Origin of the sequence: Achromobacter deleyi (assembly GCF_013116765.2) — a bacterium.
Lineage (GTDB): Bacteria > Pseudomonadota > Gammaproteobacteria > Burkholderiales > Burkholderiaceae_B > Achromobacter > Achromobacter deleyi_A.
In genome coordinates this window covers 4913396-4935877 of the sequence record NZ_CP074375.1, presented here as the reverse complement: position 1 = coordinate 4935877, position 22482 = coordinate 4913396, and the positions used below count along the sequence as shown (strand labels likewise).

Sequence of the window (22482 nt, the reverse complement as noted above, 5' to 3'; positions counted from 1 at the left end):
GTATCGCGCCGGCCAATGCAGAAAAATCGCGCCATTTTCGCACGACCGTGCTAAATTCCTTGCATGACTGCCAAAACCGAGAAAAGCGAACTGACCTTTGCGGCCATCGTGGACGCGGCCCTGGACATGGCCGCCGCGCAGGGCATGGAAAGCCTGTCGCTGGGCCAGGTCGCCAAGCACCTGGGCATCAGCAAGAGCGGCGTCTTCTCGCGCGTAGGCTCGCTGGAGGCCCTGCAACAGGCCGTGCTGGACGAATACGACCGCCGCTTCATCGCCGCCGTGTTCACGCCGGCCATGGCCTATCCCCGCGGCCTGCCCAGGCTGAACGCCCTGGTGTCCCTCTGGATAGAACGCGCCAGCAATGTCGAGATGCTGACGGGCTGTATCTATGTGGCTGGCGCCTTCGAGTACGACGACGTCGAGTCGCCGCTGCGCTCCGTGCTGGAGCACAACCTGCGACGCTGGCGCGCCGCCATGGTGCGCACAGTGGTCCAGGCCCTGGAGGCCGGCCACCTGCGCCCGGACACCGACGCCGAACAGCTGGTGTTCGAGGTCTACAGCCTGATGATCGGCCTGATGCATGATGCCCGCTTCCTGCGCGACCCGAAAGCGCACGAGCGGGTCAAGGCCGCTTATGAACGCCTGATTTCCACGTATCGCAGCTTCAAGTACATCGAGTAGTCCCACCCTTCGTCGGCGCCAGGCCGGCGTTTCTTTCGACTAATTTCGCACGATCGTGCGAATATTGGCAGGAGCAAGCCATGTGGATTCTTATTCCAGCAGGCGCCATCGGCGCAACGGCCATACTCTGGCGGCAATGGCGCGCGCTGCTGCGCCAGCTGCCCGACCGCGCCGAACATCTCGTACTCTTCTAGTGAACGGGTGGCATCCCGGTCTATATTCCGAACTCCACCTTGTCCACAACGTCATGCCGCGCTCCATCCATCTGCTGATCCTCGACCCGCAAAATGATTTCTGCGATCTTCCCGAGGCCTACCTGCCCACCGACCCGCTGACCGGACGCCCCGTCCAGCCTGCGCTGCCGGTTCCGGGCGCGCACGCCGACATGCAACGGCTGGCTCGCTTTATCGACGCGACTGCCCATGCGCTCACGTCCATCACGGTGACGCTGGATTCACACCACCGGCTGGACATTGCGCACCCGACCTTCTGGCGCGCCGGCAACGGCGATCCCGTGGCGCCGTTCACTCCCATCACCGCGGCACAACTGCGCGCGGGCGAGTTCCAGCCCCGTCACGAGGACGACCTGCCGCGGACGCTTACCTATCTGGACGAGCTCGAGGCCCGCGGCCGCTACACCTTGATGGTGTGGCCCGTGCATTGCGAGATCGGCAGCTGGGGCCACAACGTGCACGCGGACCTGAGGGCCGCGTATGGCCGCTGGGAAGACGAGCGCCAGCTCATCGTCCGCAAAGTGCCCAAGGGCGCGAATCCCTGGACCGAACACTACAGCGCGTTGATGGCCGAGGTGCCAGACGCCGACGACCCTCGCAGCCAGTTGAACCGCAATCTGCTGGATTCGCTGGATCGGGCCGAGCTCATCCTCGTCGCGGGCGAGGCCGGCAGCCACTGCGTCAAGGCCACGGTCGAACACATGGCCGAGCACCTGCCCGGCGGCAACTTGTCGCGCATCGTGTTGTTGACCGACTGCATGAGTCCCGTCGCGGGCTTTGCCGATGCGCAAGCGTCCTTTCTCCAGCGCATGCGGGATCTGGGCGTGCAGGAGCGCACCAGCACGGACATGGCTCGCGCGCTGGCTTGAACCGCCGCGCGCGCAGTTCCCGCCCGCAATGACAACGGCCGCCTGCTTGGGCAAGGCGGCCGTGATGCGCGGTATTGCTGGATGCCGCAGTCGCGGTCAGGTGGACGCGGCGGTCTTGCCCTCGCACCCGATATAGAGCGCGCTGATCGCCTCGCACAATGCAGGAGGTTGCCGGAACAGCCTGGACACCAGCAGACAGCCTTGCACCGTGGCAAACACCGCCCTGCCTGCGGCCTCGGGGGTGCCGGAGAATTTCAATGAGCCTTGCGCCGCGCCTTCGGCCAGCACGCGGGCCAGCCATACTTCATGCGCGCGGAAAAAACCCTGCAACGCGCCGCGCACGCGGTCCGACAGGCTCATGATGTCGGCGGCCAACATGCCGCCCAGACAGAGTTCGCCGGAACCGCAAGCCTGCGATTCCATCATCGACAGGTATTGCTCAAGCTGGGCCTGGGCCGGCTGCGCGGTATCGATGGCGCGTACGCCGCCCAGCGCGCGGGTGCTGTAGGCCTCGACCGCTTCATACAGCAGGTCGTCCTTGCCCGGAAAGTAATAGTGGATGCTGGACGTCTTGACGCCCACATGCTCAGCCAGGTCGCGGTAGCTGAAACCATTGCATCCGCGCGTGCGGATCAACTTCTCGGCGTGGGCCAGAAGCAGTTCGCGAGTGGTGTTGGAAGTCGGAGTGTCCATGGCTGAATATTACCTACTAATAGGTCGGTCCGTCATCGGCTGCTAACGGTTTGCCGCGTTACAAAACTAGGTACGGACCCCGGCCGGGAGAATTCCCGCCCCCCGGGGTCCGCATTTACCGGCATGTGCTCAGCCTTGCACGGGCGGGTAGTCGAGCTCGCCACTTTCAGTCAGGCCTTGGGAGCGGGCGGCAGCCAGTTCCTTTTGCACCTGGGCGCGGGTCTTGTCGCCGGCATGGGCAAATGAGGTCGAGGCGTAGCCTTCTTCGCCAGACACCAGCTCGCCGTTGGCGCGGGCTGCGGCCAGCTCTTGCTGCACCTGGGCGCGGGTCACCGTGCTTTCAGTGTTCAGGGCGGGCGGATAGTCCAGTTCGCCGGCTTGGGCGGCACCGATGAACGAGGCGGACAGGATCAGGGCGGATACGAGGGTCTTCATGGTTGATCTCCAATAAGGATCGGGTGCTGCATCAAAGTGGGTTTGCAGAGCTATCTATATGTAGATAGATGCCAATTCAAAAAACTCAGCCTTGCACGGGCGGGTAGTCGAGCTCGCCACTTTCAGTCAGGCCTTGGGAGCGGGCGGCAGCCAGTTCCTTTTGCACCTGGGCGCGGGTCTTGTCGCCGGCATGGGCAAATGAGGTCGAGGCGTAGCCTTCTTCGCCAGACACCAGCTCGCCGTTGGCGCGGGCTGCGGCCAGTTCTTGCTGCACCTGGGCGCGGGTTACCGTGCTTTCAGTATTCAAGGCGGGCGGGTAGTCCAGTTCGCCGGCTTGGGCGGCACCGATGAACGAGGCGGACAGGATCAGGGCGGATACGAGGGTCTTCATGGTTGATCTCCAGATAACAAGTGCGATGTGCGTTTCAGTTAAACTATCTACTTATAGGTAGATAACAGGGGAAATAAAAAGGCGGTCCTACTGTATTTCTGGTTTCGCCAGTAGCGGGTTTGTTTTGTCCGCTGCGTCGATGGATGAATCTTACCTACTACTAGATAGATAGCGCAAGCGGGTATTGTGAAACAATATATTTCATGAGGCCGAATCGCAATTCCCCGCCCCGCCGCCAGGCGCATTCCCATGCCGTCTGGCAATGGGATTGGCCCGACGGCAGTCGTATCAGGCCGACAGTTCCCGCATCACGGCGTACAGGTCCGCCTTGCCCTCGAAACCTATGCCCGGCAAGTCCGGCATCGTGAGATACCCCCTCTCAACCTTGACGCCATCCGGGAACCCGCCAAAAGGCTGGAACAGGTCCGGGTAGCTTTCGTTGCCACCCAGGCCCAGGCCCGCCGCGATATTCAGCGACATCTGATGTCCGCCGTGCGGCACGCAACGACCGGCGGACCAGCCATGCTGCCTGAGCATCTCCAGGGTGCGCAGGTATTCCACCAGGCCATAGCTGAGCGCGCAGTCGAACTGGAGGTAGTCCCGATCCGGGCGCATGCCGCCGTAGCGGATCAGGTTGCGTGCATCCTGCATCGAGAACAGGTTCTCGCCAGTGGCCATCGGCTTGTCGTAGTAGTTGCGCAAGGTCGCCTGCAGTTCGAAGTCCAGCGGATCGCCCGGCTCTTCGTACCAGAACAGGTCGTACTGCGAAAGCGCCTTGGCATAAGCGATAGCCGTGTCGAGATCGAAGCGGCCATTGGCATCAACCGCCAGCTTCTGACCGTCCTGCAGAACGCTCAGGACCGAATCGATGCGCCGCAGGTCCTCATCCAGCGACCCGCCCCCGATCTTTTTCTTCACTACCGTGTAGCCGCGATCGATGTAGCTGCGCATCTCATCCTTGAGCTTGGCGTGGTCCTGGCCGGGGTAGTAGTAGCCGCCAGCGGCGTAGACAAATACCCGGCGATCCGCCTTGCCATTGCCGTAGCGGTCGGCCAGCAGCTGGAACAGTGGCTGGCCCGCGATCTTCGCCACCGCATCCCACACCGCCATGTCGATCGTGCCTATCGCCACCGAGCGCTCCCCATGGCCGCCGGGCTTTTCGTTCTTGAACATGGCATCCCAGATCTTGTGGGGATCGAGATTGCTGCCCGTGGCGTCGATAAGCGAATCCGGCTCGGCTTCCATGATGCGGGGGATGAACCGTTCGCGCATCAGCTTGCCCTGGCCATAGCGGCCGTTGGAGTTGAAGCCATAGCCAACCACGGGCTTGCCGTCCCGGATCACGTCGGTAATCACGGCGACCAGGCTCAGCGTCATCTTGCTGAAGTCGATATAGGCATTGCGGATGGGCGAACTGATGGGAAGCGTCCGTTCGCGGATTTCCACGATTCTCATGGCGTGTCTCCTTTATGGCTGCGATGGGAATCGATAGGTTAGTGGCGCAAACCTGCCCTAGAATTGACCCAAGTTCATTTGATTATTTACTTTCAGTGAAAGCCGACCTGGCCTCCGAACTGCAGTTCTTCGTGCTGGTCGCCCGGCTTGGCAGCCTGTCGGCCGCGGCGCGGCAGCTGGACCTGACGCCGCCGGCGGCCACGAAGCGCCTGGCGCTCATGGAGCGCCGCCTGGGCGTACGGCTGGTAAACCGCAATACGCGCAGCATCAGCCTTACCAACGAAGGCGAAACCTACCTGACTTACGCGACACGGATCCTGGCCGACCTTCGCGAGATGGAGGATGCGGTGTCCAGCAGCGGCGCCGAACCGCGCGGGCTGATCCGGGTCAACGCCACGCTGGGGTTTGGCCGCACGGCCATCGCGCCGCTCGTCTCGGATTTCGCAAGGCGCTATCCCCAAGTGGAGGTCGAACTGGAAGTCACCGACAGGCCCGTGGATCTGGTGGAAGGCGGGTTCGATCTGGCCATCCGCTTCGGGGAACTGCCCGACAAGCGCTTGAGCGCCCGGCGTGTCATGACCAATCGCCGCTTCCTGTGCGCCTCTCCTCACTACCTGAAGGCCTTTGGCACACCGGCCGCGCTGGCCGACCTGGCGAACCACCGCTGCATCATCCACCGGCAAAACGACGAGGCGCACGGCGTCTGGCGATTCACGCATGCCGGCCGCGCCGAAGTGGTGAAGGTGACGGGCGGACTATCGAGCAACGACGGCGATATCGTGCTGGGATGGGCGCTGGACGGCCACGGGATCCTGGTCCGTTCCGAATGGGACCTGGCAAAGTACCTTGAAAGCGGAAGACTGCGAGTGGTGCTGCCCGAATTCACCCTGCCGTCGGCCGATCTGTTCGTCTACTACCCGCAGCGCCGCAATCAAACCGCCAGGACCCGCGCCTTCATCGACTTCCTGGTCGAAGCCTTCAAGCCGCCCGCAGCCACCACGATGCCGGGCCGGCAAGGCGCCTAAACCGCGCGAACCCGGGCGCGGCCACAAGCCACAAAGGAAAAAACCCCGGCTTCCGCGAGGAAGCCGGGGTTTTCGCGTTCACTGTTCCGTTTGGAGAACTCAGAACGGAATATCGTCGTCCATGTCCGCCAGGTTGGCGCCGCTGCTGGCCGGGGCCGCCGCGGGGGCCGGACGCTGCTGGGGCGCCGGGCGTTGCGCCGGAGCGCGCTGCTGCTGCGGACGCGACGGGGCGTCGTCGTAGCCACCGCCACCACCGTAGCTTGCGCCACCACCACCGCCGTCTTCGCGGCCGCCCAGCATTTGCATCTGGTCAGCGACCACTTCGGTGCTGTAACGGTCAGCGCCGGTGTCCTTGTCTTGCCACTTGCGCGTCTTCAGGCGGCCTTCGATGTAGACCGAGCGGCCCTTCTTCAGGTATTCGCCGGCGATTTCAGCCAGGCGGTTGTACATGACGACGCGGTGCCATTCCGTTTCTTCGCGCTTCTCGCCGCTGGCCTTGTCCTTCCACGACGAGGTGGTGGCAATCGACATATTGCAGATTGCCGCCCCTTCAGGGCTGTAGCGGACTTCCGGGTCGCGCCCCAGATTGCCCACGAGTATGACTTTGTTAACCGATGCCATGCCGTTGTCCCTCTGTTGTTGACAGCCTGCGCCTGTGCGTTGCCGCAAGCGCGCCGGCAACAACATAAAAAGCGATGTTGAAGACCGGCTTCATGAAACACGCCGGTCATCATAGCGATGACCGGCGATACCGGTGAAGCCCGTGTTGGTACGTATTATCGACGAAAAGCGCTCGCCGCGCCAAACGGCAATAGTGACAAAGCCATCCAGCCCGCGAAACGATTTCGCTGCTGTTGAACGCCGTTGACACCGTGATCAGCAACGTTCCGGGCCGGTCCCGGGGACGCACCCCCGGTCCGGTTCAGGCCAGCGGCCGCAGCGCCCAGGTAACCGCCAGCCAGACGGCCGACAGGATGGCGCCGGCGACGAACACCGCGCTGGCACCCGAGTGCGAGGCCAGCCAGCCGCCCAGGGCGCCGCCCGCGAACAGGCCGGCGGCCTGCGCGGTGTTGTAGAAGCCCAGCGCCAGCCCCTTGTAGGCCTGCGGCGCCACGCGGGACACCAGCGAGGGCTGCAGGGCCTCCAGCACATTGAACGCGACGAAGAACCCCGTCAATGCGACGGCCAGCGTGTAGAAACCATGGCTGGCCGCCGGCAGCAAGGCGCACACCAGCACCAGGCCGGCCACGGCCGCGCGCAGGGCGCCGCGGTGGGCGCGGCGCTTTTCCGCCACGAACACCACCGGCACCATCAGCACGAAGGACACCAGGATGACCGGCAGGTAGACCTTCCAGAGCTCGCGCGCATCCAGCCCGCCCACTTTCGCCAGCAACGCCGGCACCACGACAAATAGCGACACCTGGATCAGATGCAGCACGAAAACGCCGAAGTTCAGGCGCAACAGGTCGCGATGGGTCAGGACTTCGCGGGGTTTGGCGGTCTGCATCGTGCGGGCCTGGGTAAGCGGCACCACGGGCACCACCCAGCGCGCCACGCCCAGGCAGATGACGCCCAGGCAGGCGATGGTCCAGAACAGGCCCGACAGCCCCCACCAGCCCACCAGCACGGGCGACAGGACCAGGGACACGGCAAACGACAGGCCGATCGACCCGCCCACCATCGCCATGGCGCGCGTGCGCACCTCATCGCGGGTGGCGTCCGCCAGCCAGGCGGTAACGGCGGCGGAAATGGCGCCAGCGCCCTGGATGGCGCGGCCGATCGTGATCCAGTACACGTCCGTGGCTTGCGCACAGACGATGCTGCCGGCCACGAACAGCAACAGCCCGAAGAGCACGACCGGACGGCGCCCCCAGCGGTCGGAGGCCAGCCCGAAGGGAATCTGCATGAAGGCCTGGGTCAGGCCGTACATCCCCAGCGCCAGGCCCACGCGCGCCGGGTCGTCCCCGCCCGGCATGCCGGCCGCGGCCACGGCGAATACCGGCAGCAACAGGAACAGCCCCAGCATCCGCGCGGCGAACAGGCCGGCCAGCGCCACACTGGCGCGGCGCTCGGAAGGGGTCAATTTCAGTTTTTTATCTGCCGGCATGCGGAAATTTCAACAATGAAAAGGGCGGCGCGCATGCGTGCATGTCATACGCTCACGGTCTGATCTGGCGGTGCGGCGCCGGCCTCGGGCCAGTCCAACCAGACGGATGACCTTGAACGCGAGAGGATTCGGCGCGCTATAGTACCAAGTTGGCCTTTAAAACCGTTTAAAAGAGCCCGATGGACGCGATACGCATTCGGGGTGCCCGCACCCACAACCTTAAGAACGTCTCGCTGGACCTGCCGCGCCACAAACTGGTGGTCGTCACCGGCTTGTCCGGCTCGGGCAAGTCCTCGCTGGCATTCGACACGCTGTACGCGGAGGGCCAAAGGCGTTACGTGGAAAGCCTTTCCGCCTACGCCCGCCAGTTCCTGCAACTGATGGACAAGCCGGACGTGGACCTGATCGAGGGCCTGTCTCCGGCCATTTCGATCGAGCAGAAGGCGGCGGGGCATAACCCCCGCTCCACCGTCGGCACCATCACCGAGATCCACGACTACCTGCGCCTGCTGTACGCGCGGGTCGGCACGCCCTATTGCCCGGACCACGGCCTGCCGCTGCAGGCCCAGAGCGTCAGCCAGATGGTCGACGCGGTGCTCGGCTGGACGCCCGAAACGCGTCTGGCGGTGCTCGCGCCCATAGCTCGCGGCAAGAAAGGCAGCTTCGAAGACGAATGCGCCAGCCTGCAGGCGCAGGGCTACGTGCGCCTGCGCGTGGACGGCCAATTGGTGGAGATAGACGGCATGGCGCCGTTGAAGAAAACCGAGAAGCACGATATCGATGTCGTGATCGACCGGCTGCGCATCAAGCCCGAAAGCAAGCAGCGCCTGGCCGAGAGCTTCGAGACCGCGCTGCAGCTGGCCGAAGGCCGCGCGCTGGCGCTGAACATGGACAGCGAGCGTGAACAGGTCTTCTCCAGCCGCTATGCCTGCCCGGTGTGCAGCCACAGCCTGCCCGAGTTGGAGCCGCGCCTGTTCAGCTTCAACAACCCCATGGGCGCCTGCCCCAGCTGCGACGGCATCGGCCAGGTCGGCTTCTTCGATCCCAAGCGGGTCGTCGCCTTTCCGGAGCTCAGCCTTGCCGCGGGCGCGATCCGCGGCTGGGACCGCCGCAACGCGTTCACGCATTCGCTGCTGACCAGCCTGGCCGCGCACTACGAGTTCGACATCGAAGCGCCCTTCGAGGACCTGCCGGAAGCGCTGCGCGAAAAGGTGCTGAACGGCTCCGGCGAAGAAGAAATCTCCTTCCTCTACCTGAACGAGAAAGGCCGCAGCACCGTCAAGCGCCACACCTTCGAAGGCGTCATTCCGAACCTGGAGCGCCGCTGGCGTGAAACGGACTCGGCCACGGTGCGCGAAGAGCTGGGCAAGTACCGCAACATCAAGACCTGCCCGGATTGCGCCGGTTCGCGCCTGCGTCCCGAAGCGCGCAACGTGCTGATCGGCCATGATCCGCGCGGCGGCGAACGCCATGGCCAGGCCATCTATGAAGTCGAGGCCATGCCGCTGTCGAGCTGCCTGGACTGGTTCCGCAACCTGAACCTGACCGGCGCCAAGCAGGAAATCGCGCAACGCATCGTGCGCGAGATCGAAGCGCGCCTGAGCTTCCTGAACAATGTCGGCCTGAACTATCTGTCGCTGGACCGCAGCGCCGACACCATCTCCGGCGGCGAAGCGCAGCGCATCCGCCTGGCCAGCCAGATCGGCTCCGGCCTGACCGGCGTGATGTACGTGCTGGACGAACCCTCCATCGGCCTGCACCAGCGCGACAACGACCGCCTGATCGGCACCTTGCAGCACCTGCGCGACCTGGGCAACAGTGTCATCGTCGTCGAGCACGACGAAGACATGATCCGCATGGCCGACTGGGTCGTGGACATGGGGCCCGGCGCGGGCGAGCACGGCGGCGAAGTCGTCGCCCAGGGCGATCCGGAAACCGTGCAGCGCGACCCCAACTCGCTTACCGGCCAATACCTGAGCGGCGCCCGCGCCATCGCCATTCCTGCTCGCCGCCCCGTCAATGACGAGCTGCCCTGGCTCACCCTCACCGGCGCCAGCGGCAACAACCTGAAGGACGTCGAGCTGCGCCTGCCGGCAGGCCGTCTGGTCTGCGTGACCGGCGTGTCGGGCTCGGGCAAATCCACGCTCATCAACGATACGCTGGCGGTTGCCGTGTCGCGCCAGCTGCACCATGCGCAAAGCGAACCCGCCCCCTACGTGTCGATGCAGGGGCTGGAGAATTTCGACAAGATCATCAGCGTGGACCAGAGCCCCATCGGCCGCACGCCGCGCAGCAATCCGGCAACCTACACCGGCCTGTTCACGCCCATACGCGAGCTCTTCGCCGGCGTGCCGGAAGCGCGCACCCGCGGCTACGATCCCGGCCGCTTCAGCTTCAACGTGAAAGGCGGCCGCTGCGAGGCCTGCCAGGGCGACGGCGTGGTCAAGGTCGAGATGCATTTCCTGCCCGACATGTACGTGCCCTGCGACGTCTGCCATGGCAAGCGCTACAACCGCGAAACGCTGGAGATCCGCTATCGCGGCCGCAATATCAGCGAGGTGCTGGACCTGACCGTGGAGCAGGCGCTCGAGTACTTCGAATCGGTGCCGGCCATTTCGCGCAAGCTGCATACGCTGATCGATGTGGGCCTGTCCTATATCCGCCTGGGCCAGAGCGCGACCACGCTGTCCGGCGGCGAGGCGCAGCGCGTAAAGCTGTCGCAAGAGCTGTCGCGCCGCAGCACCGGCCGAACGCTCTACATCCTGGACGAGCCCACCACGGGCTTGCATTTCCGCGATATCGAGCTACTGTTGCAGGTGCTGAACCAGCTCGTCGACGCCGGCAATACGGTGCTCATCATCGAACACAACCTGGACGTCATCAAGACGGCGGACTGGCTGATCGACATGGGTCCGGAAGGCGGCGACGGCGGCGGCTATGTGGTGGCGCAAGGCACGCCGGAAGCCGTCGCGGCAACCTCGGCCAGCCACACCGGGCAGTATCTGGGCAAGCTCCTGCGCCGGGCGCCGGGCGCGTAAGGACCAACCATCAATGCGTAGGGAATAGCGGCATGTATACCTTGATCATCGGCAACAAGAATTACTCCTCGTGGTCCATGCGCCCCTGGATCGCCTTGCGCGCCGCGGGCATCGCCTTCACGGAACAGAAGCTGGGTCTTTTCACCGAGGAATTCTCGCGCCGGCTGGGCGCGGTGTCGCCCGCGGGCCTGGTGCCCGTGCTGCTGGACGGCGACTTCGCGGTGTGGGATTCGCTGGCCATCTGCGAATACGCCGCCGAACGCCACGAGGGCGCCCCCTTATGGCCGCAGGACCCCAAGGCCCGCGCCCGGGCACGCTCGCTGGCCGCGCAGATGCACAGCGGCTTCGGCGCGCTGCGCCAGGCCTTGCCCATGAACATCGAGGCCCACCTGCCGGGTATCGACATCCCGGAAGCCGCGCAGCAGGACATCGCGCGCATGCAAGCCATCTGGCACGACACGCGCACGGAGTTCGGCCAGGGCGGCCCTTTCCTGTTTGGCGCATTCTCGATCGCCGACGCGTTCTTCGCTCCGGTGGTTTCGCGTTTCACCACTTATGGCGTTACGGCCGCGGGCCCCGTGCGCGACTACATGGACGCAATGCTGGCGCTGCCGGCCATGCAGGAATGGATGCGGGATGCGCGCGCCGAAGCCACCTTCGTGGCGGCTGACGAACCCTATCGCAAGCACCGCTGACGCGCCTGCGCTGACGGCTGCTAGGCCATGTCGAACAGCCGCTTGTGTTCGCGGATGGCGTAGCGGTCCGTCATCCCGGCGATGTAGTCGGCGATGGCGCGAGCCTGCTCGTTGAACGCGCCGCGGCGGTAATCGGGCGGCAGCAGCCGCGGATCGTCCAGAAAGGCCGCGAACAGCTCATGCACGATGCGCCTGGCCTTGGTGGTCATGCGCAGCACGCGGTAATGCCGGTAGAGATTGTCGAACAGGAATTTCTTCAGCATGTCCGCTTCGCCGCGGATCTCATCGGAGAATCCCGCCAGCGGCGGCGCCCGGCGCACGTCGTCCGCGCTGGCCGGCGCCGCGTCGCGAATGCGCGCAAGCGAGGTCCGCGTCAGGTCGACGATCAGCGTGTTGATCATGCGGCGTATGGTTTCGGCCACCGCGCGGCGCGGCGCCAGGCCCGGATAGCGGTCCAGCACCAGGGCATGATGGCGCTCGAAGATGGACACCTCTTTCAACTGCTCCAGCGTGATCAGCCCGGACCGCAGGCCGTCGTCGATGTCGTGGTTGTTATAGGCGACTTCGTCAGCCAGGTTGGCCAGCTGCGCTTCCAGCGATGGCTGCGTGCGGCTCAGGAAGCGTTCTCCCACATCCCCCAGCTGGCGGGCGTGCGCGGCTGAGCAATGCTTCAGTATGCCTTCCCGCGTTTCAAAACACAGGTTCAAGCCGTTGAAGTCCGCATAGCGTTCCTCAAGCTCGTCGACCACGCGCAGGCTTTGCAGATTGTGCTCGAAGCCGCCCGCCTCCGGCGCCAGTTCGCGCATGCAGGCGTTCAGTTCATCCTGCCCGGCATGGCCGAAAGGCGTGTGGCCCAGATCGTGCGCCAGCGAGATGGCTTCGGTCAGGTCTTCCGACAGCCCCATGCTGCGCGCCAGCGTGCGCGCGATCTGCGCCACTTCCAGGCTGTGGGTCAGGCGGGTGCGGAACAGGTCGCCTTCGTGGTTCACAAAAACCTGCGTCTTGTATTCCAGGCGCCGGAAAGCGCCGGAATGGACGATGCGGTCGCGATCGCGCTGAAACTCCGTCCGATTCTCCGGCGGCGGCTCGGCGTAAGCCCGACCGCGCGATTTGGACGGGTCGGATGCATAGGAAGCCAGTTCATTCATCTGCGACACCGTCTGTCTCCGCGTTTACTGTGTGGTCCGAGCCAGGACGGCGCGCACTGCGTCGTCCGGCGCCGCCCGGGTCATGGCCTCGCCGATGCGCGTCATGAGCACGTAGCGGATCGAGCCCCCTTCCGTCTTCTTGTCCACCTGCATCAGATCCAGCCAGCGGTCTGCCCCCAGGTCGGGCGCCACCGCCGGGCAGCCGATAGCCTTCACCAGCGCACGCACGCGCTCAACGTCGGCGCGGTCAAAGCCCGCCACGTCGGCGGACAGCTCGGCCGCCTGGACCATGCCGCAGCCCACCGCCTCGCCGTGCAGCCAGGCGCCATAGCCCAGGCCGGATTCGATGGCGTGGCCAAAGGTGTGGCCCAGGTTCAGGATGGCGCGCAGGCCGGACTCGCGCTCGTCCTTGCCCACCACCTGCGCCTTCAGCTCGCACGAGCGGCGGATCGCATAGGCGATGGCGTCGTGGTCCAGGGCGCGCAACTTTTGCGCATTTTCCTCGCACCAGTTCCAGAACGCCGGATCCAGGATCAGGCCGTACTTGATCACTTCCGCCAGGCCCGCGGACACTTCGCGCGCCGGCAAGGTGTTCAGCACCTCGGTATCGATCTCCACCGCCACCGGCTGGTGGAAGGCGCCGATCATGTTCTTGCCCAGCGGATGGTTGACGGCCGTCTTGCCGCCCACCGACGAATCCACCTGCGCCAGCAAGGTCGTGGGCACTTGCAGGAAGCGCACGCCCCGCATGTACACGGCGGCCGCAAAACCCGTCATGTCGCCAATGACGCCACCGCCCAGGGCCACCAGGACGCAGCGGCGGTCCAGGCGGTGGCTCAGCAAGGCGTCGAAGATCAGGTTCAGCGACTGCCAGTCCTTGTAGGCTTCGCCGTCGGGCAATTCGATGCGCAGCACCCGCTTGCCGCTGCGCGCCAGCGCGGCTTCGGCGCGCTCGCCGTACAGGGCCGCCACCGTAGGGTTGGTCACGACAGCGATCGCGGTCGCGTCCGCGGGTATGCACTGGTCCAGGGCATCCAGGCGGCCTGGGCCGATATGGATCGGATAGCTCCCGCCCGGAGTATCGACGTCAACAACGTTCATATGCGCTTCTCAAAGGCTTGTAATTGCGGCAGTAGGGCCTTGACCAGGGTGTGGATCGGCATTGACCCCGTTTCCACCACCAGATCGGCCACTTCCTTGTAGAGCGGCTCCCGCCGGGTCATCAGGTCCCGCAGCGTGCCACGGGGATCGGCGGTGGCCAGCAAGGGGCGATTGCGATCGCGGCAGGTCCGGCGGAACAATTCGTCCACACTGGCCCTCAAATAGACCACGATGCCGCGTTCGTGCAGCAGTTGCCGGTTTTCGGCCGCCAGGATCGCGCCGCCGCCGGTGGCAAGAATAATGTTGCGCCGTTGGGTACACTCTTCCAAGGCGGCGGACTCTCGGCGACGAAAACCGGATTCGCCCTCGATTTCGAAGATTACCGGCACCCGTACGCCGCAACGCGCCTCGAGCTCATGATCCAGATCCATAAACTCGCGCCCCAGTGCCCGCGCCAGGCTACGGCCTATGGTCGTCTTGCCCGCACCCATCATCCCGACCAAAAATACGGGCAGGTCGTGCGGCAACGACACGGTCTTGCCTGTGCACTCCATGGCGCAAGGCAGGTTTTCAGGCGCCCCGTCGGAGGGCGCCGGGTCCGGGTCAGCCTCCGGACATGAGTTAGCGGCAAAGTTCATGCCGGCATTATCACATCCGCCGCCAGTTGCCCGCGCACCACACTGAACTATTTTGTTACAGAAACCGTTCCCCCGCGATGAGGCGGGGCCGGAGATACCCGTAAAATCGCCGCGATGAGCAAGCCCCAGAATTCCTCCAAGAAAGACAAGCCCGCCAACAGTGGCTCCCCGATCCTGCGATTCTTCGTAAAAACCGGCATCCTCTTCGCCGGCCTGTTCCTGTGCGGCGTGCTGCTAGCTGGAATGGCGCTGGCGCTGGCCTGGCCCAACCTGCCAGACCTGAACGCCATGACGGACTATCGGCCGCGGGTGCCGCTGCGCGTCTATACGGCGGACCGCGTCCTGATCGGCGAATTCGGCGAAGAGCGCCGCAATGTGCTGCGCTTCAATGAAATCCCGGACGTCATGAAGTCCGCGGTGCTGGCGGCCGAAGACGACCGCTTCTACCAGCACGGCGGGATCGACTGGATGGGCGTGGCACGGGCGGGCCTGACCAACCTGATCAGCATGTCCAAGACGCAGGGCGCCAGCACGATCACGATGCAGGTCGCGCGCAACTTCTACCTGTCGTCGGAAAAGACCTATTCGCGCAAGTTCTATGAACTGCTGCTGACGTTCAAGATCGAGTCCGAGCTCACCAAGGACCAGATCCTTGAGCTCTACATGAACCAGATCTACCTGGGCCACCGCGCCTACGGCTTCGCGGCCGCCTCGCGCACGTACTTCGGCAAGCCCCTGTCGGAAGTGACCCCGGCCGAAGCGGCCATGCTGGCGGGCATTCCCAAGGCTCCGTCGCGATTCAACCCTATCGCCAACCGCCCCCGCGCCGAACTGCGCCAGCGTTACGTGCTGGGCCGCATGCAGTCGCTGGGCTACCTGACCGAGCCCGAATACAAGCAGGCGATGGCGCAGCAGATCGTCATGAAATCGGCGGAAGGCACGCCGGCGGGCGGCTATTCCATCCATGGCGAATACGTGTCCGAACTGGCTCGCCAGTTGCTGTTCAACGTGTACCAGGACAACGTCTACTCGCGCGGCATCAACATCTACACCACCGTCCAGTCCAAGGACCAGGAAGCGGCTTATCGCGCCGTGCGCGAGGGCGTGCTGGAATACACGCGCCGCGCGCCCTACCCCGGCCCCGAGGAACAGCTCGACCTGCCTCCGGGCACCGAGAACAACCCTGCGGCGCTGGACGAGTTCCTGGACGGCGTATTCGACAAATTCACCGACAGCGGCGACCTGCTGACCGCGCTGGTGCTGTCGGCCAGCCCCACGGAAGTGAAGCTGGCGCGCAGCTCGCGCGAGATCATCACCGTCACCGACAAGAAGGTGCTGGGCGTCGTCGCCCGCGCGCTCAACGACAAGGCCAAGCCCGAACAGCGCATCAAGCGCGGCTCCGTGGTCTACATCCGCAAGTTCGGCGACAACTGGGAAATCATCAACCTGCCCTCGGTGCAGGCGGCCTTCGTGGCGCTGTCGCCGCAGGATGGCGCCATCCGCGCCATGGTCGGCGGCTTCGACTTCTATCGCGGCAACTTCAACCGCGTGACGCAGGCCTGGCGCCAGCCCGGCTCGAACATCAAGCCTTTCATCTATGCCGCTTCCCTGGAACGCGGCCTGACTCCGGCCACGCAGATTTCGGACCAGCCCTTCGAACTGACCGCCGCGCAGACCGGCTCCAAAGCCTGGAACCCCAAGAACTACGGCAACCAGTACGAACCGATGCTGACGCTGCGCCAGGGCCTGTACAAGTCCAAGAACATGGTGTCGATCCGCATCCTGCAGGCCATCGGCCCGCAGTATGCGCAGGACTACCTGACCCGCTTCGGCTTCGACAAGGCCCGCCAGCCGGCCGTGCTGCCGCTGGCGCTGGGCGCGGGCTCGGTCACGCCGCTGCAGCTGGCCGGCGCGTTTTCGGTGTTCGCCAACGGCGGCTACCGCGTCACCCCGTATCTGATCGACCGCGTCACCGACAGCAACGGCAAGGTCATCATGCAATCCAAGCCGGTCCTGGCCGGCGACGCGGCAGCCCGCGCCATCGATCCGCGCACCGCCTGGGTCATGGACGACATCCTGCGCGGCGTGGCCACCTACGGCACCGCGGCGCGCGCCCGCGCCCTGCTCAAGCGCAACGACATCGCCGGCAAGACCGGCACCACCAACGAATCGGTGGACGCCTGGTTCTCGGGCTACACGCCCACGCTGGTCGCCACCTCATGGCTGGGCTTTGACCAGCCCAAGTCGCTGGGCTCGCGTGAAACCGGCGGCGGCGTGGCCATGCCGATCTGGGTCGACTACATGCAAGAGGTGCTCAAGGGCGTGCCCGAAGAGAAGCCTCGCGCGCGCCCCGAGGGCCTCATCGTGGAAAACGGCGAGTTCTACTTCTCGGAATTTCCGCCGGGACAGGCCGTGGCGCGCCTCGGGCTGGCAGAAGCCGACACGCTGGGCGAGTTCCTCAATGGCCTGAACGGCAGCACCGGCGAGGACACCCGGATCAAGGTTGCGCCGGGCGTGGGCACGCAGAACAACGCCCCCTGGTCGCAGAAGATCCCCTTCTGACGCAAAAAGGCCGGCCTCATGGGCCGGCCTTTTTTTTCCGTTACAGCCGTATCGTCACGGGGACGCCGGCCGCGGCGGAGCATATCTGGGACAGGGCGTCCGGCAACTGCGGACCGCCGCGGGTATCGTTCCAGTGCTGGCCATCGTAACGGTAGTGAAAGCCCCCGCTGCGCGCGGCGACCCACAGCTCCTGCATGACAGCCTGGCTGTTCACCACGACGTGCGTGTTGTCTTCGAAGACCATGGTCAGCACATTGCCGCTGCGGCTGGTTTCGACGTCGACATCGAGCGAAGCCGCCCAGTCATCGGCCTGGCTTTCGATGCTGTCCAGCACCTGGTCGATCAACGCAAGAAATTCGGTTTCGGTCATAATCGAGCCTGCAAGAATTACGGAGTTTCCAGTGTTCCAATTGGCATTCAGCCGCATGGCTCTTCGCATTGTAGCCACGCTGGTGGCAACCGGCATGGTTGCCGCCTGCGGGTACAAGGGGCCGTTGTACATGCCGACCCCGGACGGCAAGCCGCCCTCGCGGACGCAGCCGAACCCGCCGGTGGCGATCCCGCCCGCCCCCACCCTCCCATGACGCCCCCGTTCCCAACCCCGCCCGAATTGGCCGGCCACCCGTACTTCCAGTACCGCAACAATGTGTTGTACGCGGAAGACGTGCCGCTTGACCATCTGGCCGAACGGCTGGGAACTCCGCTATACGTCTATTCCCGCGCGGCCCTCAAAGCCGCGTGGCAGTCATACCTCAGCGCTGTCGGACAGCGCCAGGTGCTGGTGTGCTACGGCATGAAGGCCAATTCCAACCTGGCCGTCCTGAAGGAATTCGCGCGCATGGGCGCGGGTTTCGATATTGTTTCCGGTGGTGAACTCAAGCGCGCCCTGACCGCCGGGGCGGACCCGTCCAGGATCGTGTTTTCGGGCGTGGGCAAACAGGCCTGGGAAATGCGCGATGCGCTGGCCGCCCGCGTAAAGTGCTTCAACGTGGAATCCGTGGACGAACTACACCGTTTGTCCGACGTTGCGCTGCACATGGGCGTGCGCGCCCCGGTTTCGCTGCGCGTGAACCCGGACGTCGACGCGCAGACCCATCCGTACATTTCCACCGGCCTGAAGGAAAACAAGTTCGGCATCGCCATCGATTCGGCGCTGGACGCCTACCGCTGTGCCCAATCGCTGCGCGGCCTGGACGTGGTGGGCGTCGATTGCCACATCGGCTCCCAGCTCACCGACATCAGTCCCTATTTCGATGCGCTTGAGAAACTGCTGGACCTGATTGAAAAGCTGGATCAGGACGGCATCAAGATCGCGCACCTGGACCTGGGCGGCGGACTGGGCATCCGCTACACGGACGAAACGCCACCTTCTCCCCGAGCCTTGCTGGACCGGGTGTTCGAACGCCTGAACGCTCGCGGCCAGGGGCATCTGCAACTGGTGCTGGAACCCGGCCGCTCGCTCGTCGGCAATGCCGGCGTCCTGCTGACAACCGTCCAGTACCTGAAGCACGCGGAAGCGCGCAACTTCGCCATCGTCGACGGGGCCATGAACGACCTGCTGCGCCCGGCCCTGTACGACGCGTTTCACGGCGTGCAGCCCCTGCATCCGCGCGCGGGCGACGCGACCGAATACGACATCGTCGGCCCGGTCTGCGAAACCGCCGACTGGCTGGCCAGAAAGCGCCTGCTTGCCATCCGCCAGGGCGACGTGCTGGCGGTGGAATCGGCCGGCGCCTACTCCATGGCCATGGCCAGCAACTACAACACGCGCGGCCGCCCGGCTGAAGTCATGGTCGATGGCGACCGCTACTATGTGGTGCGTCAGCGCGAAACCCTGGCCGATCTGCTCAGGGGCGAGTCCATGCTGCCCTGAGCAGGCGCCGCCGGCGCCAAAAACAAAGGCCCCTCGCGGGGCCTTTGTTCATTGCACCGGCGAACGCGCCATTACAGCTGCCCGTAGGAATGCAGGCCGGACAGGAACATGTTCACGCCCAGGAAGGCGAAGCCGGTGATCAGGAGGCCCATCAGCGCCCAGTAGGCCGCCATGGTGCCGCGCAGGCCCTTGAGCAGGCGCATGTGCAGCCATGCCGCGTAGTTCAGCCAGACGATCAGCGCCCAGGTTTCCTTGGGGTCCCACTGCCAGTACGCGCCCCAGGCGTCCGCCGCCCACAGCGCACCCAGGATGGTGGCCACCGTGAAGAAGGCGAAGCCGATCGCGATGGCGCGATACATGATGTCGTCCAGCACTTCCAGCGACGGCAACGCGTCGGCGATGCGGCGGCGTCCCAGCAGGATGGCGCCCACGATCACGGCGCCCACGCCGAAATACAGCATCCAGGTGGCCGACAGGCCATCGGTGCGGAACACCATCGGCTCGGCGCACAGCAGCACGCCCAGGATGAACAACGGCGCAAGCTTGAGCCAGGACGTGGTCTGCCCATGCTGCTTGATCAGGTAGGCAAAGCCCACCATGGCGGCAAGCGAGAACGTGCCGTAGCCTATGAAATTGGCGGGCACATGCAGCTTCATCCACCAGCTCTTCAACGCCGGCACCAGCGGCTGGATCTGACCCGCGTCGCGCGTGAACGAATACCAGAGCAGGAACACGACGGCCGAGGTCACCACCAGCAGCACGAAGCCACCAAGCGCGCGCGTGGCGTACTTGCGTTCGTAATACAGGTAGAACAGCGCCGTGACCAGAGAAAACAGCACGAACACTTCATACAGGTTGCTGACCGGGATATGGCCCAGGTCAGGTCCCATCAGATGGCCTTCGCGCCAGCGCACCAGCAGGCCCGTGACGCCGGCGAACACCGCCCCCCAGGTCAACGCCGTGCCCAGCCACGCGGCCGTGGGGCTGAAGACGCCGATCCAGTAGCAGACCATGGCCAGCGCGAACAGCGCGCTCATCCAGAGAATGGCGGATTGCGAAGAGAACAGGTACTTCAGGAAGAAGACCTGCTCGGCGCGGGCCAGGTCATTGCCGTACAGCGCCAATGCCAGCCCCGCCGCGATCGCACAGGCGATCATCAGGTGGCGCAAGGGGCGCCACAGCCAGCCCATCCAGGCCAGCACGGGCACCGTGCCGCACAGGATGATCTTCTCGTAGTAGTCCATCGCGTTGCCGTGGCGGATCAGCGCGAAACCGGCGCCCACCGCCAGCAGCAGGAAGAAGACGATATCGGTCCAGTCGGGCTTGCCGCGCTGCGCGCGGTTGTCCCCGGTTTCGGACATGCCGTCCTGCCAGAGCGTTTCAGGCGACGAGGGATGCGTGGTGGTCGTAGTGGACATAAATAACCTTAAGACCTCTTCTGGCGCAGCAGCGCCTGCTTGAAGCGTTCGAACTCTTGATTGAAGTCGAGTGTACGCTTCTGGGACGTCATGGCCGCCAGGACGCTGCTGCCGTTGCCTTGCGGCTTGACCCAGATCCAGATGCGGCGGTCTCGAATATAGAACATCGAGAAAACACCCAGGACCAGCAACAGGCTGCCCAGATAGACCGTGTTCTTGCCCGGCGTACGGCTGACCTGGAACACGCTGGCCTGCACGTGGTTGAAGTCGGCCAGCGACAGGAACACCGGCGCCGGATAAACGGTCAGGTCGGACATCGCGGCCACCGCCAGGCGCGACCAAACCGCCGCGCGCTCGCCGTCCGGGCCTTCGAGGGCCACCGGGGGCTGCCCGGCGCGCTCGCGCGCGATGGCGCGCAGTTCGTTCATGCTGGCGCCGATCAGCCGGATCACGACATCGGCGGCGCGCTCCAGGTCCGCGGCCGGCGTGTTGGCTTGCAGGAAGGCTGCCACGGCCTGCAGGCCGCCGGACGCAAAGGTCTCCAGCGCGCGCTCGGCAGCGGTCTGCAAGGGCTGGCGGTCCGTGCCCGACGGGCTGTTCCGCTCGGCGAAGCGGCGGGCCGCCTCCTGGCGCGCGGCCGGATCGGCCAGGGTCGCGCGCAGGCGCATGAATTCGGCGATCGAGCTGTCATCGTCCGCGGGGATGCGCAGATAACGGAAGGCTTCCGAGGCATTGTTGCGCACACCGGCCAGGAATACGCTGGCACCGTCCAGTTCGACGGGCAGCATGTAATTCTGGAACTCATGGGCCTGGCCCGCGTCGTCGATCAGCTTGTATTCGACGCTGGGACCCACGTTGCGCAGGTTCTCGTTTTTCTTGCCGGCGGCGCTGCCGGACACCGACGCGACATGCTCGGCGAAGCTCTGATTGGCGCCCTTGGGGTCGCCACGGGTCAGGTCTTCGACGTTGATCGGGCGCATGGCCGTGATCTCGACTCCCATGCTGCGGGGGCCTGCAGCGGTGCGAGCGGTCAGTTCGCTGGTCTTGCCCACCGTACCGTCAACGGCAAAGGTGGCGTCGCTGGATCCGACCAGCGGATAGCCTTTCAGCACGACCGTGCTGCCGCCATCGTCAAAGCTGGACTGATAGACCGTCATGCCCTTGAAGCGCAGCGGCTCGTTCACCTCGATGGTCGAGTCAAAGGTCTTGCCCGTGTCGGGGTCGGTCACCTCGACTTCGCTGGCGAAGCGGCTGGGCATGCCGGTGGAGTAGTAATCGACGACGAACTTCTTGAGCTTCAGCGTGAACGGCATCGGCTGCACCAGCGCGCCATCTCCCACCATCACCACGGCGGTGCTGGCCTGGCCGTTCTCGGGCACCAGCACACTGGCGCGGAAGCTCGGGTTATTGACCGACAAGCGCCCGCTTTCCGGCACTTCCGAGATCAGCATGTTCTCGACGATGGGTTGCTTGCCGCCGAACATGACCTGCAGGCGCACCGGCAACTCGCTGTCCAGCAGGCCGCCGATGCAGATGATGACCATGGCCGCATGGGCGAACACATATCCCAGGCGGTTGGCGCTGCCCTTCTTGGCCGCCAGCAGCACGCCGTCCCGGTCCTGGCGCTCGCGCACCGCATAGCCCAGCCGGCCCAGCAAGGCCTTCAGGCCGGCCGCGGTCTGCGGCACATCGGTGGGCGCTTCGGTTTCCACGCGGTGCGGAAAGGCGCGCAGACTGCCTTCCCGGACATGCTCGCGAAACGAGCGCGCATCGCGCAGCATCTTGGGCGCGTTGCGGATCAGGCAGACCGAGGTCGACACGACCAGGAACCCCATGATCAGCAGGAACCACCAGCTGTTGTAGACATGCCAGATGGAGAACTTGTCGAACACTTCGTACCAGAACGGGCCGAACTGGTCGATGTAGTTGCTGGACGAGCGGTTCTGCTGCAGGACCGTTCCCACCAGGCTCGCCACGCAGATGAACATCAGCAGGCTGACGGCAAAGCGCATCGAACCCAGAAGTTCAAAGATGTCGCCAGGCAGGCTGCGCAAAGAGGGGCGGGAGTGGGTTCGAGTCGAATTCATGAAAAAAGGGGGGCCGCGCTATCGGCTACCCCC

General features: G+C 64.9%; 20 protein-coding genes. 8 read left to right on the top strand and 12 right to left on the bottom strand.

Features of this window, described 5'->3' with window-relative positions; all coding sequences use genetic code 11:
- The first annotated feature begins 63 nt into the window (after window positions 1-63).
- The gene (locus tag HLG70_RS22330; RefSeq protein WP_171667033.1) at window positions 64-681 is read left to right on the top strand and encodes a TetR/AcrR family transcriptional regulator; all 618 of its coding nucleotides are present in this window, start codon (window positions 64-66) and stop codon (window positions 679-681) included.
- A 247-nt stretch (window positions 682-928) separates the two neighbouring features.
- Window positions 929-1783 carry a cysteine hydrolase gene (locus tag HLG70_RS22325; protein ID WP_171667034.1) on the top strand — a complete coding sequence of 285 codons (855 nt, stop codon included), beginning with the start codon at window positions 929-931 and terminating at the stop codon, window positions 1781-1783.
- A 96-nt stretch (window positions 1784-1879) separates the two neighbouring features.
- On the opposite strand, the gene HLG70_RS22320 is transcribed toward HLG70_RS22325, so the two are convergent.
- The 4 genes from HLG70_RS22320 to HLG70_RS22305 form a co-directional block, all read right to left on the bottom strand.
- Window positions 1880-2476 carry a TetR/AcrR family transcriptional regulator gene (locus HLG70_RS22320; RefSeq protein ID WP_171667035.1) on the bottom strand — a complete coding sequence of 199 codons (597 nt, stop codon included), beginning with the start codon at window positions 2474-2476 and terminating at the stop codon, window positions 1880-1882.
- Window positions 2477-2605: 129 nt separating this feature from the next.
- Entirely contained in the window at window positions 2606-2911 is a 306-nt protein-coding gene (locus HLG70_RS22315) for a DUF4148 domain-containing protein (protein ID WP_171667036.1), read from the bottom strand.
- Window positions 2912-2996: 85 nt separating this feature from the next.
- The gene (locus HLG70_RS22310; protein ID WP_171667036.1) at window positions 2997-3302 is read right to left on the bottom strand and encodes a DUF4148 domain-containing protein; all 306 of its coding nucleotides are present in this window, start codon (window positions 3300-3302) and stop codon (window positions 2997-2999) included.
- Window positions 3303-3590: 288 nt separating this feature from the next.
- The gene (locus HLG70_RS22305) at window positions 3591-4757 is read right to left on the bottom strand and encodes a mandelate racemase/muconate lactonizing enzyme family protein (protein WP_171667037.1); all 1167 of its coding nucleotides are present in this window, start codon (window positions 4755-4757) and stop codon (window positions 3591-3593) included.
- Between the two features lie 95 nt (window positions 4758-4852).
- Here HLG70_RS22305 and HLG70_RS22300 point away from each other — a divergent pair, with 95 nt between their 5' ends.
- Window positions 4853-5782: a LysR family transcriptional regulator gene (locus tag HLG70_RS22300; RefSeq protein WP_171667038.1), complete on the top strand. Its 930-nt coding sequence runs from the start codon at window positions 4853-4855 to the stop codon at window positions 5780-5782.
- Between the two features lie 99 nt (window positions 5783-5881).
- Here HLG70_RS22300 and ssb read toward each other — a convergent pair whose 3' ends face one another.
- Complete coding sequence (gene ssb / locus HLG70_RS22295; protein WP_057285953.1) at window positions 5882-6403, bottom strand: single-stranded DNA-binding protein; 522 nt, start codon at window positions 6401-6403, stop codon at window positions 5882-5884.
- 301 nt (window positions 6404-6704) lie between these two features.
- Window positions 6705-7889, bottom strand: a complete 1185-nt coding sequence (locus HLG70_RS22290; RefSeq protein WP_171667039.1) for an MFS transporter — start codon at window positions 7887-7889, stop codon at window positions 6705-6707.
- Between the two features lie 179 nt (window positions 7890-8068).
- On the opposite strand from HLG70_RS22290, the gene uvrA reads away from it, so the two are divergent.
- Window positions 8069-10927: an excinuclease ABC subunit UvrA gene (gene uvrA, locus HLG70_RS22285; protein WP_171667040.1), complete on the top strand. Its 2859-nt coding sequence runs from the start codon at window positions 8069-8071 to the stop codon at window positions 10925-10927.
- Between the two features lie 32 nt (window positions 10928-10959).
- Window positions 10960-11622 (top strand): glutathione S-transferase family protein, encoded by a 663-nt coding sequence (locus HLG70_RS22280; RefSeq protein ID WP_171667041.1) that lies wholly within the window; start codon window positions 10960-10962, stop codon window positions 11620-11622.
- Window positions 11623-11642: 20 nt separating this feature from the next.
- On the opposite strand, the gene HLG70_RS22275 is transcribed toward HLG70_RS22280, so the two are convergent.
- From HLG70_RS22275 to HLG70_RS22265, 3 genes are read right to left on the bottom strand one after another with little or no spacing between them, the layout of a single operon-like run.
- Window positions 11643-12770, bottom strand: a complete 1128-nt coding sequence (locus tag HLG70_RS22275) for a deoxyguanosinetriphosphate triphosphohydrolase (protein WP_171667075.1) — start codon at window positions 12768-12770, stop codon at window positions 11643-11645.
- Between the two features lie 24 nt (window positions 12771-12794).
- A complete protein-coding gene (gene aroB / locus HLG70_RS22270; protein ID WP_171667042.1) occupies window positions 12795-13871 on the bottom strand; it encodes a 3-dehydroquinate synthase in 1077 nt (358 codons plus the stop codon).
- Complete coding sequence (locus tag HLG70_RS22265; protein WP_171667076.1) at window positions 13868-14425, bottom strand: shikimate kinase; 558 nt, start codon at window positions 14423-14425, stop codon at window positions 13868-13870. Before HLG70_RS22265 ends, aroB begins: the two co-directional genes overlap by 4 nt.
- A gap of 198 nt (window positions 14426-14623) precedes the next feature.
- Here HLG70_RS22265 and HLG70_RS22260 point away from each other — a divergent pair, with 198 nt between their 5' ends.
- The gene (locus HLG70_RS22260) at window positions 14624-17071 is read left to right on the top strand and encodes a penicillin-binding protein 1A (protein ID WP_171667043.1); all 2448 of its coding nucleotides are present in this window, start codon (window positions 14624-14626) and stop codon (window positions 17069-17071) included.
- Between the two features lie 40 nt (window positions 17072-17111).
- Here HLG70_RS22260 and cyaY read toward each other — a convergent pair whose 3' ends face one another.
- On the bottom strand, window positions 17112-17441 hold the full coding sequence (gene cyaY, locus HLG70_RS22255; RefSeq protein ID WP_171667044.1) for an iron donor protein CyaY: 330 nt from the start codon (window positions 17439-17441) through the stop codon (window positions 17112-17114).
- Here cyaY and lptM point away from each other — a divergent pair.
- Together lptM and lysA are read left to right on the top strand one after the other, a co-directional pair.
- A complete protein-coding gene (gene lptM / locus HLG70_RS29700; RefSeq protein WP_349773899.1) occupies window positions 17392-17655 on the top strand; it encodes an LPS translocon maturation chaperone LptM in 264 nt (87 codons plus the stop codon). The genes cyaY and lptM overlap by 50 nt on opposite strands.
- Window positions 17652-18944: a diaminopimelate decarboxylase gene (gene lysA / locus HLG70_RS22245; protein WP_171667046.1), complete on the top strand. Its 1293-nt coding sequence runs from the start codon at window positions 17652-17654 to the stop codon at window positions 18942-18944. The genes lptM and lysA overlap by 4 nt, the downstream gene beginning before the upstream one ends.
- 71 nt (window positions 18945-19015) lie before the next feature.
- Here lysA and ccsB read toward each other — a convergent pair whose 3' ends face one another.
- Both ccsB and HLG70_RS22235 read right to left on the bottom strand, forming a co-directional pair.
- Window positions 19016-20362: a c-type cytochrome biogenesis protein CcsB gene (gene ccsB / locus HLG70_RS22240; protein ID WP_171667047.1), complete on the bottom strand. Its 1347-nt coding sequence runs from the start codon at window positions 20360-20362 to the stop codon at window positions 19016-19018.
- 8 nt (window positions 20363-20370) lie between these two features.
- Window positions 20371-22449, bottom strand: coding sequence for a cytochrome c biogenesis protein ResB (locus HLG70_RS22235; RefSeq protein WP_171667048.1), 2079 nt, complete (start codon window positions 22447-22449; stop codon window positions 20371-20373).
- Window positions 22450-22482 lie beyond the last annotated feature (33 nt).

Coding starts and splice junctions, on each gene's coding strand:
- HLG70_RS22315 (WP_171667036.1), bottom strand. CDS start 2,911: ATGAAGACCCTCGTATCCGCCCTGATCCTGTCCGCCTCGTTCATCGGT.
- ssb (WP_057285953.1), bottom strand. CDS start 6,403: ATGGCATCGGTTAACAAAGTCATACTCGTGGGCAATCTGGGGCGCGAC.
- lptM (WP_349773899.1), top strand. CDS start 17,392: ATGCTGTCCAGCACCTGGTCGATCAACGCAAGAAATTCGGTTTCGGTC.
- ccsB (WP_171667047.1), bottom strand. CDS start 20,362: ATGTCCACTACGACCACCACGCATCCCTCGTCGCCTGAAACGCTCTGG.
- HLG70_RS22265 (WP_171667076.1), bottom strand. CDS start 14,425: ATGGAGTGCACAGGCAAGACCGTGTCGTTGCCGCACGACCTGCCCGTA.
- HLG70_RS22305 (WP_171667037.1), bottom strand. CDS start 4,757: ATGAGAATCGTGGAAATCCGCGAACGGACGCTTCCCATCAGTTCGCCC.
- HLG70_RS22275 (WP_171667075.1), bottom strand. CDS start 12,770: ATGAATGAACTGGCTTCCTATGCATCCGACCCGTCCAAATCGCGCGGT.
- HLG70_RS22330 (WP_171667033.1), top strand. CDS start 64: ATGACTGCCAAAACCGAGAAAAGCGAACTGACCTTTGCGGCCATCGTG.
- cyaY (WP_171667044.1), bottom strand. CDS start 17,441: ATGACCGAAACCGAATTTCTTGCGTTGATCGACCAGGTGCTGGACAGC.
- HLG70_RS22260 (WP_171667043.1), top strand. CDS start 14,624: ATGAGCAAGCCCCAGAATTCCTCCAAGAAAGACAAGCCCGCCAACAGT.
- lysA (WP_171667046.1), top strand. CDS start 17,652: ATGACGCCCCCGTTCCCAACCCCGCCCGAATTGGCCGGCCACCCGTAC.
- uvrA (WP_171667040.1), top strand. CDS start 8,069: ATGGACGCGATACGCATTCGGGGTGCCCGCACCCACAACCTTAAGAAC.
- HLG70_RS22290 (WP_171667039.1), bottom strand. CDS start 7,889: ATGCCGGCAGATAAAAAACTGAAATTGACCCCTTCCGAGCGCCGCGCC.
- aroB (WP_171667042.1), bottom strand. CDS start 13,871: ATGAACGTTGTTGACGTCGATACTCCGGGCGGGAGCTATCCGATCCAT.
- HLG70_RS22320 (WP_171667035.1), bottom strand. CDS start 2,476: ATGGACACTCCGACTTCCAACACCACTCGCGAACTGCTTCTGGCCCAC.
- HLG70_RS22325 (WP_171667034.1), top strand. CDS start 929: ATGCCGCGCTCCATCCATCTGCTGATCCTCGACCCGCAAAATGATTTC.
- HLG70_RS22280 (WP_171667041.1), top strand. CDS start 10,960: ATGTATACCTTGATCATCGGCAACAAGAATTACTCCTCGTGGTCCATG.
- HLG70_RS22235 (WP_171667048.1), bottom strand. CDS start 22,449: ATGAATTCGACTCGAACCCACTCCCGCCCCTCTTTGCGCAGCCTGCCT.
- HLG70_RS22310 (WP_171667036.1), bottom strand. CDS start 3,302: ATGAAGACCCTCGTATCCGCCCTGATCCTGTCCGCCTCGTTCATCGGT.